Source organism: Pseudomonas sp. RU47 (assembly GCF_004011755.1).
Classification (GTDB): domain Bacteria; phylum Pseudomonadota; class Gammaproteobacteria; order Pseudomonadales; family Pseudomonadaceae; genus Aquipseudomonas.
In genome coordinates, this window is sequence record NZ_CP022411.1 from 909,541 (window position 1) to 923,451 (window position 13,911).

Genomic DNA, 13,911 nt, shown 5'->3' on the forward strand with positions numbered 1-13,911 from the left:
AAGGGCGCCCGCTGCATGCGGGCGCCATGCTTTGGCAGCTGACCCAGATGCTTTGGGTTGGCGGTCTATGGCTGATACATCTCGGTTTGCAGCCGGCGCTGGGCAAGATTGGCCTGGCACCGCTGCTGATCGATGAAGTCGCCAGTGCATTTGAAGTGCTGGTGGTGGGGTTTGCCGCCGCATGCGTTATTTTTCAGGCTTTGGTGCTGGTACAGGCCGAGGGCCTTGGCAGTCTATGGCGGGATTTTCGTGGGCAGGTGCTGTTGATGGCGTTGTATGCGTGTGCGATGTATGTCGCAGTGCGTGTCGGCTGGCCGGATGCGCAGCGCTTGCAGGTGTTCAGTTATCTGGTTTTGGGCTTTTCCGGGCTGGTGCTGGTGATGCAGCCGGTGCCGGGATGGAGTGGCAGGGTGCGCGAAGCACACCCTTGACCCTTTTCATCACTTGAAGCGATGAACGTTCGACAGCTGCTTGTTGACGCTGAAGTTCTTGCGGTAAACCAGTGCCATCTTGCCGATGACCTGTACCAGGTCTGCTTTGCCAACCTTGCACAGCTCTGCGATGTGCGCCAGGCGCGACTCGCGATCGAGGATGTTGAGCTTGATCTTGATCAGCTCGTGATCCGCCAGGGCGCGTTCAAGTTCGGCTAAAACACCTTCAGTCAAACCGTTGTCAGCCACCGTCAAAACCGGCTTCAGGTGGTGGCCAATGGATTTGTACTGTTTCTTCTGCTCTGGAGTGAGCGGCATAATCTGACCCTTTCGTCTGGATTCTGTAAAATGGCGGCCATTTTACCCGAGGGTTCGTGGATCCGCCCAATTAATCACGACCCTTATCATCGAGGTGCCCAATGGCGCGTTCCAAGACAAGCCTTGGTTGGCTGAAACGACATGTCAACGATCCCTATGTGAAGCAAGCGCAGAAGGATGGCTACCGCTCGCGTGCGAGTTACAAGCTTCTGGAAGTCCAGGAGAAATACAAGCTGATCCGTCCTGGCATGAGCGTTGTCGACCTGGGTGCAGCGCCCGGTGGCTGGTCGCAGGTGACTAGCCGGCTGATCGGTGGTCAGGGCCGCCTGATCGCTTCGGACATTCTGGAAATGGACAGCATCCCTGACGTGACCTTTATTCAGGGTGACTTCACCGAGGACGCAGTACTCGCTCAGATTCTTGAAGCTGTGGGTAATTCGCAGGTGGACCTTGTGATTTCCGATATGGCCCCCAATATGAGTGGTACGCCCGAAGTGGATATGCCCAAAGCCATGTTTCTCTGCGAGCTGGCGCTTGATCTGGCGGAGCGGATACTCAAGCCGGGTGGCAATTTTGTGATCAAGATTTTTCAGGGCGAAGGATTTGATGTTTACCTGAAGGACGCTCGCAAAAAGTTCGACAAGATCCAGATGATCAAGCCGGACTCCTCCCGTGGCAGCTCACGCGAGCAATACATGCTGGCTTGGGGTTACCGCGGACGTAGTGAGTAAAACGAGGTTTTTGTGCGGGGTGATAGGTTTTTAGTATTTCGCCCGGCTAGCATTAACGAATATTGTGTAGAAAGTGTTTCACAAAGGGTTACAGACGGCGCCTGCCAGAGCCGTAGGTAATGTAGTAAGTTAGGCCGGTGAATATCATGCGAAGCGCGCGCCAGTAGCGGAGCTTGCTTCAGAGGGTAGTTAATTGAACGATATGGCAAAGAATCTGATCCTGTGGTTGATCATCGCGGCTGTCCTGGTGACGGTGATGAACAACTTCTCCAGCCCTAACGAGCCGCAGACCCTCAACTATTCCGACTTCATCCAGCAGGTCAAGGATGGCAAGGTCGAGCGCGTAGCGGTTGATGGCTATGTAATCACCGGCAAGCGCAACGATGGCGACAGCTTCAAGACCATTCGTCCGGCAATTCAGGACAATGGCCTGATCGGCGATCTGGTCGACAACCACGTTGTGGTTGAAGGCAAGCAGCCTGAGCAGCAAAGCATCTGGACCCAGCTTCTGGTAGCCAGCTTCCCGATCCTGGTGATCATCGCGGTGTTCATGTTCTTCATGCGCCAGATGCAGGGCGGTGCCGGTGGCAAGGGCGGGCCGATGAGCTTTGGCAAGAGCAAGGCACGCCTGCTCTCCGAAGATCAGGTGAAAACCACATTGGCTGACGTTGCCGGTTGCGACGAAGCCAAGGAAGAAGTCGGCGAACTGGTTGAGTTCCTCCGTGATCCGGGCAAGTTCCAGCGCCTGGGCGGTCGTATTCCTCGCGGTGTGCTGATGGTCGGTCCTCCGGGTACCGGTAAAACCTTGCTGGCCAAGGCAATTGCCGGCGAAGCCAAGGTTCCGTTCTTCACCATATCCGGTTCCGACTTCGTTGAAATGTTTGTCGGTGTCGGTGCGAGCCGTGTTCGCGACATGTTCGAGCAGGCGAAGAAGCACGCGCCGTGCATTATCTTCATCGACGAAATCGACGCCGTCGGTCGCCATCGTGGCGCTGGCATGGGTGGCGGTCACGATGAGCGTGAGCAGACTCTCAACCAGTTGCTGGTCGAGATGGACGGCTTCGAAATGAACGACGGCATCATTGTTATCGCTGCAACCAACCGTCCTGACGTACTTGACCCTGCGCTGCTGCGTCCGGGCCGTTTCGACCGTCAGGTTGTCGTCGGTCTGCCGGATATCCGTGGTCGCGAACAGATTCTCAAGGTTCACATGCGCAAAGTGCCAATGGGTGACGACGTCGCTCCGGCCGTTATCGCGCGTGGTACTCCAGGCTTCTCCGGTGCTGATCTGGCAAACCTGGTCAACGAAGCGTCGCTGTTCGCTGCGCGCAGCGGCAAGCGCATCGTTGAAATGAAAGAGTTCGAACTGGCCAAAGACAAGATCATGATGGGCGCCGAGCGCAAATCGATGGTCATGTCCGAGAAAGAGAAGCAGAACACCGCTTATCACGAAGCTGGCCACGCCATTGTCGGTCGCGTCGTGCCTGAGCATGATCCGGTCTACAAAGTGTCGATCATTCCGCGCGGCCGTGCGCTGGGTGTGACCATGTTCCTGCCGGAAGAAGATCGCTACAGTCTGTCCAAGCGCGCGCTGATCAGCCAGATCTGCTCGCTGTATGGCGGCCGTATCGCTGAAGAAATGACCCTGGGCTTTGACGGTGTGACCACCGGTGCTTCCAACGACATCATGCGTGCTAGCCAGATTGCGCGGAACATGGTGACCAAGTGGGGTCTGTCGGAAAAACTCGGTCCGTTGATGTATGCCGAAGAAGAGGGTGAAGTATTCCTCGGCCGCGGCGGTGGCGGTCAGGCTGCCAGTTTCTCTGGCGAGACAGCCAAGCTGATCGACTCCGAAGTGCGCAGTATCATTGACCAGTGCTACGGCACCGCCAAGCAGATCCTCACGGACAACCGTGACAAGCTCGATGCCATGGCCGATGCCCTGATGAAGTACGAAACGATCGATGCTGAACAGATCGACGACATCATGGCCGGTCGTACGCCTCGCGAGCCTCGTGACTGGTCGGGTGGCACGGGTACACCACCACCTCCAGTGGTTCAGGACGAGCGTCCGGAAACACCGATTGGCGGTCCGGCTGCTGACGTTTAAGGTTTGAAATGACTTCTGTACAGTCCCTGACCCGGTTGCCTTGCGGCAACCGGGTTCTTGATTTGGCCCAGACGCATGTCATGGGCATTCTCAATGTCACCCCTGATTCTTTCTCTGATGGCGGCCAATACAGCCAGCTTGACGCTGCCTTGCGCCATGCAGAAGCGATGGTTGCGGCGGGTGCGACACTGATTGACGTCGGTGGCGAGTCCACCCGGCCTGGCGCGCGAGCGGTTTCTCCGCTCGAAGAGCTTGAGCGCGTGGCGCCGATTGTCGAGCTGATCAATCGCGAGCTTGATGTGATCATTTCGGTGGATACGTCTACGCCTGCGGTGATGCGCGAAACCGCACGGTTGGGTGCCGGTTTGATCAATGATGTGCGATCGCTACAGCGCGATGGTGCGTTGGATGCAGCGGCGGCGACAGGCTTGCCGGTATGTCTGATGCATATGCTCGGTGAGCCAGGCGATATGCAGGACAATCCGCAGTATCACGATGTCACTCGCGAGGTTGGCGAGTTTCTCGCGCAGCGGATGTCGGTGTGTGCATCAGCAGGTATTCCTGCCGAGCGGATCATTCTTGATCCGGGCTTCGGTTTCGCCAAAACCCTGCAGCACAATCTAAGCTTGTTCAAGCACATGGAAGCCCTGCATGCGTTGGGCAGGCCCTTGCTGGTTGGTGTTTCCCGAAAGAGCATGATTGGGCACGCCTTGAATCGTCCTGTTGGCGAGCGGCTGCATGGCGGATTGGCGCTGGCGGCGCTGGCGTCGGTGAAAGGTGCGCGTATATTGCGCGTCCATGATGTGGCGGAAACAGTAGACGTGGTGCGGATGATCGCGGCCGTGGAATCAGCCGAATAAGAATGATGGAGCGCTTATGAGCAAGAAATATTTTGGTACTGACGGCATTCGTGGTCGCGTTGGTGAATACCCGATTACTCCTGACTTCATGCTCAAGCTCGGCTGGGCTGCTGGCATGGCGTTCCGCAAGATGGGCGCCTGCAAGGTGCTGGTCGGCAAAGACACGCGAATTTCCGGTTATATGTTCGAGTCGGCGCTTGAGGCCGGTCTGACATCGGCGGGTGCCGATGTGATGCTGCTGGGTCCTATGCCGACGCCGGCCATCGCCTACTTGTCGCGCACGTTCCAGGCTGAGGCCGGTATCGTGATCAGTGCTTCGCACAATCCGCACGACGATAACGGCATCAAGTTTTTCTCCGGTAAAGGCACCAAGCTGCCCGATGAACTGGAGCTGATGATCGAAGAGTTGCTCGATACGCCGATGACCGTGGTCGAATCGAGCAAGATCGGCAAGGTCTCGCGGATCAACGATGCGTCAGGTCGTTATATCGAGTTCTGCAAGAGCAGCGTGCCAACGGGCACCAGTTTCTCTGGACTCAAGATCGTTATCGACTGTGCGCATGGTGCGACCTACAAGGTGGCTCCGAGTGTCTTCCGGGAGCTGGGTGCGGAAGTTGTCGTGCTGTCAGCCCAGCCTAACGGTCTGAACATCAATGAGAATTGCGGCTCGACCCATATGGGGCAGCTGCAGGCTGCGGTACTGGCGGAGCATGCCGACCTGGGTATCGCTTTTGATGGCGATGGCGATCGGGTTCTGATGGTTGACCACACTGGCGCCATTGTTGATGGCGACGAGTTGTTGTTCATTATTGCTCGTGATCTGCATGAGCGTGGCAAGTTGCAGGGCGGCGTGGTTGGCACCCTGATGAGTAATCTGGGTCTGGAGCTCGCGCTTGCAGAACTTTCGATTCCGTTCATTCGTGCCAATGTCGGCGACCGCTACGTGATCGCTGAGTTGCTTGAGCGCAATTGGCTGGTCGGTGGCGAAAATTCAGGGCATATCGTTTGCTTCAATCACACCACGACCGGTGATGCGATCATCGCGGCTTTGCAAGTGCTGATGGCCTTGAAGACCCGTAATGAAGGGTTGGCGCAAACGCGTCAGGCATTGCGCAAGTGCCCTCAGGTGCTGATCAATGTGCGTTTTGGTGGTGGCGAAAGTCCGCTGGAACACTCGGCTGTCAAGGAAGCCAGTGCGCGTGTTACCCAGGCAATGGCGGGGCGCGGTCGCGTGCTTTTGCGCAAGTCCGGGACAGAGCCTCTGGTGCGCGTAATGGTCGAAGGCGAGGACGAAACCCAGGTTCGCAACTACGCCGAAGAGCTGGCAAAACTGGTAACTGAAGTTTCTGCCTGATACGGCTTGCAAGCCATGATTGTGTTGGGTAACATCTGCGCCCACTTTGACCGACGAGGTACAGCATGCGTCGCCCTATGGTAGCTGGTAACTGGAAGATGCACGGTACCCGCGCCAGCGTCGCTGAGCTGATCAACGGCCTTCGTCATCTGGCCTTGCCAAGCGGTGTTGATGTCGCGGTATTCCCGCCTTGCTTGTATATCAATCAAGTGATTGATGGCTTGAAAGGCAAGTCGATTTCGGTCGGCGCGCAGAATTCTGCGGTGGAATCCATGCAAGGTGCATTGACCGGTGAGATTGCGCCGAGTCAGTTGGTGGATGCAGGTTGTTCCCTGGTGCTTGTCGGGCACTCCGAGCGTCGCCAGATAATGGGCGAGCGGGATGGGATGCTGAATCGCAAGTTTGCAGCTGCGCAGGCATGTGGCTTGATTCCGGTGTTGTGTATAGGGGAAACCCTCGAGCAGCGCGAAGCCGGAAAAACTCTTGAGGTTGTCGGGCGTCAGCTGGGCAGCATCATCGAGGAGCTGGGTGTCGGTGCTTTTGCCAAGGCAGTCATTGCTTACGAGCCGGTCTGGGCTATTGGTACCGGACTGACTGCGACGCCGCAGCAAGCTCAGGATGTGCATAAAGCCATTCGCGAGCAGCTGGCGGCAGAGAATTCTGAAGTGGCACGAGGTGTGCGGCTTCTATACGGCGGCAGCGTGAAGGCGGCCAATGCGGTCGAACTGTTCGGCATGCCGGATATCGATGGGGGGCTCATTGGTGGAGCTTCCCTGAATGCAGATGAGTTCGGTGCGATTTGTCGCGCCGCGGGAAACTGAAAAAATGCTGGAAACAGTCGTAGTCGTTTTTCATCTGCTGGGTGCATTGGGCGTAGTTGCTCTGGTTTTGCTGCAGCAGGGTAAGGGTGCGGACGCTGGCGCGTCTTTCGGAGCAGGTGCTTCAAATACTGTGTTCGGAAGCCAAGGTTCCTCTACCTTTCTTAGTAAGTTTACTGCTATACTTGCCGCCGGTTTCTTCATAACCAGCTTGGGGTTAGGTTACTTTGCTAAAGAGAAGGCTCATCAGCTGACTCAGGCAGGTCTCCCAAACCCGGCAGTGTTGGAAGTACCTAAGCAACAACAACCGGCTTCTGATGATGTCCCGGTGCTTCAAGAGCAAAAGTCGGCTACTCCAGCGACTGACGTACCTCCAGCTCAAGAGCAGAAGTAAGAAGGGTTTCAAACGTAGTTTTGCCGAGGTGGTGGAATTGGTAGACACGCAACCTTGAGGTGGTTGTGCCCATAGGGTGTAGGGGTTCGAGTCCCCTTCTCGGTACCAATTAGTCAGGAGAGCCCGCTGTTGCGGGCTTTCTTGCAGGTGGAAGGTTACATTGACCCTATAAGGGATCGGTCGTATACTTCCGCCCCAGCTTTGTCGCGGGGTGGAGCAGTCTGGTAGCTCGTCGGGCTCATAACCCGAAGGTCGTCGGTTCAAATCCGGCCCCCGCAACCAGTTTAAGGAGCCCCTTTTAAGGGGCTTTTTGTTAGCTGGACACTTTCAACGCCGCTGTTCGACGGCGTTTCAAGGATGGGCGTTAAGCCCATTTTTTTATTTTGCAAAGCATGCACATATCATGCACTAGGGGGTTCAGGTGTCGAGCAAGCTAGAAGAGTTGCAGGCCTTGCTGGCCCCGGTGGTCGTGGCCCTGGGCTATGAATGCTGGGGTATCGAGTTTTCGGCTCAGGGTCGTCATTCGATGTTGCGCGTTTATATCGATAAAGAGGGTGGCGTGCTGGTGGACGATTGCGCCATTGTCAGCCGTCAGATCAGCGGTGTGCTGGATGTTGAAGATCCGATCTCCGTTGAATACACCCTCGAAGTTTCCTCGCCTGGCATGGAGCGCCCACTGTTCACTCTTGAGCAGTTTGCAAAGTTTGCCGGTGAACAAGTGAAGATCAAGCTGCGCTCGCCTTTTGAAGGGCGACGCAACTTTCAGGGCCTTCTGCGCGGTGTAGAAGAACAGGATGTCGTGGTGCAGGTAGACGACCATGAGTTCCTGTTGCCGATCGATATGATCGACAAGGCCAACATTATTCCCAGTTTTGACTGAGACGCGGATCCCGCGGATCCAATGGCTTGCGAAAGGCGAGGCGTACGATGAGCAAAGAAGTACTGCTGGTTGTTGAGTCGGTATCCAATGAAAAGGGCGTACCGGCAAGCGTAATTTTTGAAGCGCTGGAGCTGGCTCTGGCCACTGCTACCAAAAAGCGTTTTGAGGACGAAGTTGACCTGCGTGTGGAAATTAACCGCCACACCGGGGCATACGAAACTTTCCGTCGCTGGACGGTCGTCGAAGAGAATGATCTCGACGATCCGGCCATCGAAACCTGGCCAAGCAAGGTTGCCGAAACGCATCCTGGTGCCAAGGTTGGCGACGTCGTCGAAGAAAAGATCGAATCCATCGAGTTCGGCCGCATCGCTGCACAGACTGCCAAGCAGGTCATCGTGCAGAAAGTTCGCGAAGCCGAGCGCGCTCAAGTGGTCGACGCCTATCGCGAGCGCCTGGGAGAAATCATCTCCGGCACCGTGAAAAAAGTCACCCGCGACAACGTGATCGTCGATCTGGGCAACAACGCTGAAGCGTTGCTGGCCCGTGAAGACATCATTTCTCGCGAAACCTTCCGTGTCGGCGTGCGCTTGCGTGCGCTGCTCAAGGAAATCCGCACCGAGAACCGCGGCCCGCAGCTGATCCTGTCGCGTACCGCGCCGGAAATGCTGATCGAGCTGTTCCGTATCGAAGTGCCGGAAATTGCCGAAGGCCTGATCGAAGTAATGGCTGCATCCCGTGATCCGGGTTCGCGCGCCAAGATCGCCGTCCGCTCGAAAGACAAACGCATCGACCCACAGGGCGCTTGCATCGGTATGCGCGGTTCGCGCGTCCAGGCAGTGTCGGGTGAGTTGGGCGGTGAGCGTGTTGATATCGTCCTGTGGGACGACAACCCGGCTCAGTTCGTGATCAACGCCATGTCCCCGGCTGAGGTTGCGGCAATTATCGTTGACGAAGATGCCCACGCAATGGACATCGCCGTTGGCGCAGACAATCTGGCTCAGGCCATCGGTCGTGGTGGTCAGAACGTGCGTCTGGCGAGCCAGTTGACTGGCTGGACCCTGAACGTGATGACCGAATCGGACATCCAGGCTAAGCAGCAAGCAGAAACCGGCGACATCCTGCGCAACTTCATCGACGAGCTGGAAGTCGACGAAGAACTGGCTCAGGTGCTGGTTGATGAAGGCTTCACCAGCCTGGAAGAGATTGCCTACGTACCGTTGGAAGAAATGCTCAACATCGACGGCTTTGACGAAGATATCGTCAACGAGCTTCGCGCTCGTGCCAAGGATCGTTTGTTGACCAAAGCCATCGCTACTGAGGAAAAGCTGGCAGACGCCCATCCGGCCGAAGACCTGCTCTCGCTTGAGGGTATGGACAAGGATTTGGCGATGGAACTGGCGGTGCGCGGCGTAATTACCCGCGAAGACCTGGCCGAGCAGTCTATTGACGACCTGCTCGACATCGACGGCATTGACGATGATCGTGCCGGCAAGTTGATCATGGCCGCCCGAGCCCACTGGTTCGAGTAATTAGGCGCGGCCTGAGGAGAGAAGTGCATGACGCAAGTCACGGTGAAACAACTGGCCGATGAGGTCAAAACACCGGTAGAGCGCCTGTTGCAGCAGATGCGTGAGGCAGGTCTGCCGCACACCGCCGCCGAAGAAAATGTGACTGACAGTGAGAAGCAGTCTCTGCTGACTCACTTGAAAAGCAGCCACAAGGCGAAAGTGGAAGAACCACGCAAGATCACGCTGCAGCGTAAAACCACCAGCACCCTGCGTGTGGCTGGTAGCAAAAGCATCAGCGTAGAAGTTCGCAAAAAGAAAGTTTTCGTACAGCGCAGCCCGGAAGAAATCGAAGCCGAGCGCAAGCGTGAACTGGATGAGCGTCGCGCAGTAGAAAATGCTGCTCGTCAGAAGGCTGAAGAAGAAGCCAAGCAACGCGCCGAAGTAGAAGCGCGTAATCAGCCTGCTGCTGCGCAGACCGCTGCCAGCGACGCCGTTGCGGCGCCGGCTGCAGCTGCCGAACCTGTTCGCGAAAGCGCACCGGTAGTGGCCGCTGCTCCAGCTCCGTCTGCCGAAGTTCGCAACAAGCAGAACGAACAGCGCCGTCCGGACAAACCACGTGCCGACGACAACAATCGTCGCAGCGGTGGTGGTGATGGCGAGCGCAAAAACGCTCCGCATCGCGCCTCGGTCAAAGAAAAAGCGCCGGCTCCACGTGTGGCGCCACGCACTACCGACGAAGAAAGCGATGGCTTCCGTCGTGGTGGTCGCGGCAAGGCCAAGCTGAAGAAGCGCAACGCTCACGGTTTCCAGAGCCCAACCGGCCCTGTCGTGCGTGATGTGCAGATCGGCGAGACCATCACTGTTGGCGATCTCGCCAATCAGATGTCGGTCAAGGCTGCTGAAATCATCAAGTTCATGTTCAAACTGGGTACTCCAGCGACCATCAACCAGGTGCTTGATCAGGAAACTGCTCAACTGGTAGCCGAAGAACTGGGCCACAAAGTGACCCTGGTCAGCGACACCGCCCTGGAAGATTCCCTGGCCGAGTCCCTGAAGTTTGAAGGTGAGTCGTTCTCCCGTGCGCCAGTCGTGACCGTAATGGGCCACGTTGACCACGGTAAAACTTCCCTGCTCGACTATATCCGTCGTGCCAAGGTAGCTGCTGGCGAAGCCGGCGGTATCACCCAGCACATCGGTGCGTACCACGTTGAAACCGAACGCGGCATGGTCACCTTCCTCGATACCCCGGGTCACGCCGCGTTTACCGCAATGCGTGCTCGTGGTGCCAAGGCGACCGACATCGTGATTCTGGTGGTTGCAGCGGACGACGGCGTGATGCCGCAGACCATTGAAGCTGTTCAGCACGCTGTAGCGGCTGGCGTTCCACTGGTTGTTGCAGTGAACAAAATCGACAAGCCGGGCGCCGATCTCGATCGCATCCGTAGCGAACTGTCGGTTCACGGCGTGACTTCCGAAGAGTGGGGCGGTGATACGCCGTTCGTTCCGGTTTCGGCGAAAGTCGGTACTGGCGTGGACGAGTTGCTGGAAGCCGTTCTGCTGCAAGCTGAAGTTCTCGAACTGAAAGCAACTCCATCGGCTCCTGGTCGTGGTGTTGTGGTTGAATCGCGTCTCGACAAAGGTCGTGGCCCGGTGGCAACCGTTCTGGTTCAAGACGGTACCCTGCGCCAAGGCGACATGGTCCTGGTCGGTTCGAACTATGGTCGCGTTCGCGCCATGCTCGACGAGAACGGCAAGCCAATCAAGGAAGCCGGTCCTTCCATCCCTGTCGAGATCCTCGGCCTGGACGGTACCCCGGACGCTGGCGACGAGATGAGCGTGGTTGCTGACGAGAAGAAAGCCCGTGAAGTGGCTCTGTTCCGTCAAGGCAAGTTCCGCGAAGTCAAACTGGCTCGCGCTCACGCCGGCAAGCTGGAAAACATCTTCGAAAACATGGGTCAGGCCGAGAAGAAGACGCTCAACATCGTCCTCAAATCCGACGTCCGTGGTTCGCTGGAAGCGTTGAACGGTGCCTTGAATGGCCTGGGCAACGACGAAGTTCAAGTGCGCGTAGTCGGCGGCGGTGTCGGTGGTATCACCGAATCCGACGCTAACCTGGCACTGGCTTCCAACGCTGTACTGTTCGGCTTCAACGTGCGTGCCGATGCTGGCGCACGGAAGATCGTCGAGCAGGAAGGTCTGGACATGCGTTACTACAACGTGATCTACGACATCATCGAAGACGTCAAGAAAGCCCTGACCGGCATGCTCGGCAGCGATGTTCGCGAGAACATCCTGGGTGTGGCCGAAGTGCGTGACGTGTTCCGTTCGCCGAAGTTTGGCGCGATCGCTGGCTGCATGGTGATCGAAGGTGTTGTGCACCGTAACCGTCCGATCCGTGTACTGCGTGAAGACATCGTTATCTTCGAAGGCGAGCTGGAATCCCTGCGCCGCTTCAAGGATGACGCTTCCGAAGTACGTGCCGGCATGGAATGCGGTATCGGCGTGAAGAGCTACAACGACGTCAAAGTCGGCGACAAGATCGAAGTCTTCGAGAAGGTTCAGGTTGCTCGCAGCCTCTAACTCGCGCACTTCAGGAGCCGTGATGGCCGGCCGCACTCAACAGTGTGGCGCATCACCCGGACTCTAAACGCAACGCCCGGTCTGGCTTTTGTCAGGCCGGGCGTTTGCCGCTTTCAGACCTGGCGGGTTTCACCGCCGGGCAGTAACAGGTAACAAAATCATGGCAAAAGAATACAGCCGTACCCAACGTATCGGCGATCAGATGCAGCGCGAGCTGGCCCAGCTGATCCGTCGTGAAGTCAAGGATCCACGCGTGGGTCTGGTCACCATTACCGCAGTGGAAGTCAGCCGTGACGTCGGTCACGCGAAGATTTTCATCACCGTGATGGGGCAGGACAACGCTGAAGACATCGCACAAAGCATCAAGGTGCTCAATTCCGCCGCAGGTTTCCTGCGCATGCAATTGGCCCGTGAAATGAAGCTGCGCAGCGTGCCGCAACTGCACTTCCACTACGACGAGTCCGTCGTGCGTGGCGCGCATCTGTCGGCGCTGATCGAGCGTGCGGTGGCTGAAGACAATCAGCATCCGGTCGCTGCTGAACCTGAAGACACCAAGGAGTAACTCGGTGGCTCAGGTCAAACGTATCCGTCGTAACGTCAGCGGCATCATCCTGCTCGACAAGCCGTTGGGATTCACGTCCAACGCCGCGTTGCAGAAGGTTCGCTGGTTGCTCAACGCCGAGAAGGCCGGTCACACCGGCAGCCTCGACCCTCTGGCCACGGGCGTCTTGCCGTTGTGCTTTGGCGAAGCGACCAAGTTCTCGCAGTACCTGCTCGATTCCGACAAGGCTTATGAAACCCTCGCGCAACTGGGTAAGACCACCACCACGGCCGATGCCGAAGGTGAGGTTTTGCAGGAGCGCCCGGTGACCGTTGGTCGCGCCGATATCGAAGCGGCATTGCCGAAATTTCGTGGGCAAATCAGTCAGATACCGCCGATGTACTCGGCGCTCAAGCGTGATGGCCAGCCGCTCTACAAGTTGGCTCGTGCAGGCGAAGTAGTGGAGCGTGAACCGCGTTCTGTTACTATTGCGCGCTTGGAATTACTGGCCTTCGAAGGCGATACTGCACGACTTGCGGTGGATTGCAGCAAAGGCACCTATATTCGCACCCTCGTGGAGGATATCGGTGAGCAACTCGGTTGTGGTGCGTACGTCGCGGAATTGCGCCGTACCCAGGCCGGGCCTTTCACCCTGGCGCAGACGGTGACCCTCGAAGAGCTTGAAGCGGTACATGCCGAGGGCGGCAACGAAGCGGTGGATCGCTTCCTGATGCCATCGGACAGCGGCCTGCAGGATTGGCCGTTGCTGCACTTCTCCGAAGCGAGTGCGTTCTACTGGCTCAACGGCCAGCCGGTGCGTGCCCCGGATGCTCCGAAGTTCGGCATGGTGCGGGTACAGGATCACAATGGTCGCTTCATCGGTATCGGTGAAGTGAGCGAAGACGGGCGCATTGCGCCACGTCGACTGATTCGGTCGGAATGACCGAAACCGGTCTGTGTCAAAGCAGGCTGGCGAGGGTGGCTGTTAACAGGCACGGTCACTACTCATTTATAGATACAGGGATTTGTCCCTGGCCTGTTGAAGCTGTTTCTTTGAAACAGTTTCCTGATAAAAGGATTGCCTCATGGCTCTCGACGTTCAAGAAAAAGCTCAAATCGTTGCTGACTACCAGCAAGCTGTTGGTGACACCGGTTCGCCAGAAGTGCAAGTTGCACTGCTGACCCACAACATCAACAAGCTGCAAGGTCACTTCAAGGCCAACGGTAAAGATCACCACTCCCGTCGTGGTCTGATCCGCATGGTAAACCAGCGTCGCAAGCTGCTGGACTACCTGAAAGGCAAGGATCTGGGTCGTTATCAGACTCTGATCGGTCGCCTGGGTCTGCGTCGCTAATCAGCGATTGCGCTATGAGGTTGGTTGTCTG

Annotated in this window: 14 protein-coding genes and 2 tRNA genes; 15 read left to right on the forward strand and 1 reads right to left on the reverse strand. The window is 57.2% G+C overall.

Going from position 1 to position 13,911, the window contains the following annotated elements; genetic code table 11:
• Positions 1-26: 26 nt before the first annotated feature.
• On the forward strand, positions 27-431 hold the full coding sequence (locus CCX46_RS03960; RefSeq protein WP_127925786.1) for an MFS transporter: 405 nt from the start codon (positions 27-29) through the stop codon (positions 429-431).
• Positions 432-440: 9 nt separating this feature from the next.
• Here the strand turns inward: CCX46_RS03960 and CCX46_RS03965 are convergent, their stop codons facing one another.
• Positions 441-749, reverse strand: coding sequence for a YhbY family RNA-binding protein (locus CCX46_RS03965; RefSeq protein WP_003221534.1), 309 nt, complete (start codon positions 747-749; stop codon positions 441-443).
• A 101-nt stretch (positions 750-850) separates the two neighbouring features.
• On the opposite strand from CCX46_RS03965, the gene rlmE reads away from it, so the two are divergent.
• The 14 genes from rlmE (at position 851) to rpsO (ending at position 13,880) form a co-directional block, all read left to right on the forward strand.
• A complete protein-coding gene (rlmE, locus tag CCX46_RS03970; protein WP_008088328.1) occupies positions 851-1,480 on the forward strand; it encodes a 23S rRNA (uridine(2552)-2'-O)-methyltransferase RlmE in 630 nt (209 codons plus the stop codon).
• A 202-nt stretch (positions 1,481-1,682) separates the two neighbouring features.
• Complete coding sequence (gene ftsH, locus CCX46_RS03975) at positions 1,683-3,590, forward strand: ATP-dependent zinc metalloprotease FtsH (RefSeq protein WP_127925787.1); 1,908 nt, start codon at positions 1,683-1,685, stop codon at positions 3,588-3,590.
• A gap of 8 nt (positions 3,591-3,598) precedes the next feature.
• The gene (folP, locus tag CCX46_RS03980; protein ID WP_127925788.1) at positions 3,599-4,450 is read left to right on the forward strand and encodes a dihydropteroate synthase; all 852 of its coding nucleotides are present in this window, start codon (positions 3,599-3,601) and stop codon (positions 4,448-4,450) included.
• Positions 4,451-4,466: 16 nt separating this feature from the next.
• Positions 4,467-5,804 carry a phosphoglucosamine mutase gene (gene glmM / locus CCX46_RS03985; RefSeq protein WP_127925789.1) on the forward strand — a complete coding sequence of 446 codons (1,338 nt, stop codon included), beginning with the start codon at positions 4,467-4,469 and terminating at the stop codon, positions 5,802-5,804.
• Positions 5,805-5,869: 65 nt separating this feature from the next.
• Positions 5,870-6,625, forward strand: coding sequence for a triose-phosphate isomerase (gene tpiA / locus CCX46_RS03990; RefSeq protein WP_016986498.1), 756 nt, complete (start codon positions 5,870-5,872; stop codon positions 6,623-6,625).
• Positions 6,626-6,629: 4 nt separating this feature from the next.
• Positions 6,630-7,016 carry a preprotein translocase subunit SecG gene (gene secG / locus CCX46_RS03995; protein ID WP_016986497.1) on the forward strand — a complete coding sequence of 129 codons (387 nt, stop codon included), beginning with the start codon at positions 6,630-6,632 and terminating at the stop codon, positions 7,014-7,016.
• A gap of 22 nt (positions 7,017-7,038) precedes the next feature.
• Positions 7,039-7,124: transfer RNA gene (locus tag CCX46_RS04000), tRNA-Leu, on the forward strand.
• A 97-nt stretch (positions 7,125-7,221) separates the two neighbouring features.
• Positions 7,222-7,298: transfer RNA gene (locus CCX46_RS04005), tRNA-Met, on the forward strand.
• Between the two features lie 139 nt (positions 7,299-7,437).
• Positions 7,438-7,896 carry a ribosome maturation factor RimP gene (rimP, locus tag CCX46_RS04010; RefSeq protein WP_007915250.1) on the forward strand — a complete coding sequence of 153 codons (459 nt, stop codon included), beginning with the start codon at positions 7,438-7,440 and terminating at the stop codon, positions 7,894-7,896.
• Positions 7,897-7,943: 47 nt separating this feature from the next.
• Positions 7,944-9,425 carry a transcription termination factor NusA gene (gene nusA / locus CCX46_RS04015; RefSeq protein WP_127925790.1) on the forward strand — a complete coding sequence of 494 codons (1,482 nt, stop codon included), beginning with the start codon at positions 7,944-7,946 and terminating at the stop codon, positions 9,423-9,425.
• A gap of 27 nt (positions 9,426-9,452) precedes the next feature.
• Positions 9,453-11,984, forward strand: a complete 2,532-nt coding sequence (infB, locus tag CCX46_RS04020; protein ID WP_127925791.1) for a translation initiation factor IF-2 — start codon at positions 9,453-9,455, stop codon at positions 11,982-11,984.
• Between the two features lie 160 nt (positions 11,985-12,144).
• Complete coding sequence (gene rbfA, locus CCX46_RS04025; RefSeq protein ID WP_008088344.1) at positions 12,145-12,546, forward strand: 30S ribosome-binding factor RbfA; 402 nt, start codon at positions 12,145-12,147, stop codon at positions 12,544-12,546.
• 4 nt (positions 12,547-12,550) lie between these two features.
• Complete coding sequence (gene truB / locus CCX46_RS04030) at positions 12,551-13,468, forward strand: tRNA pseudouridine(55) synthase TruB (protein ID WP_127925792.1); 918 nt, start codon at positions 12,551-12,553, stop codon at positions 13,466-13,468.
• A 142-nt stretch (positions 13,469-13,610) separates the two neighbouring features.
• Entirely contained in the window at positions 13,611-13,880 is a 270-nt protein-coding gene (gene rpsO, locus CCX46_RS04035; RefSeq protein ID WP_003177875.1) for a 30S ribosomal protein S15, read from the forward strand.
• Positions 13,881-13,911 lie beyond the last annotated feature (31 nt).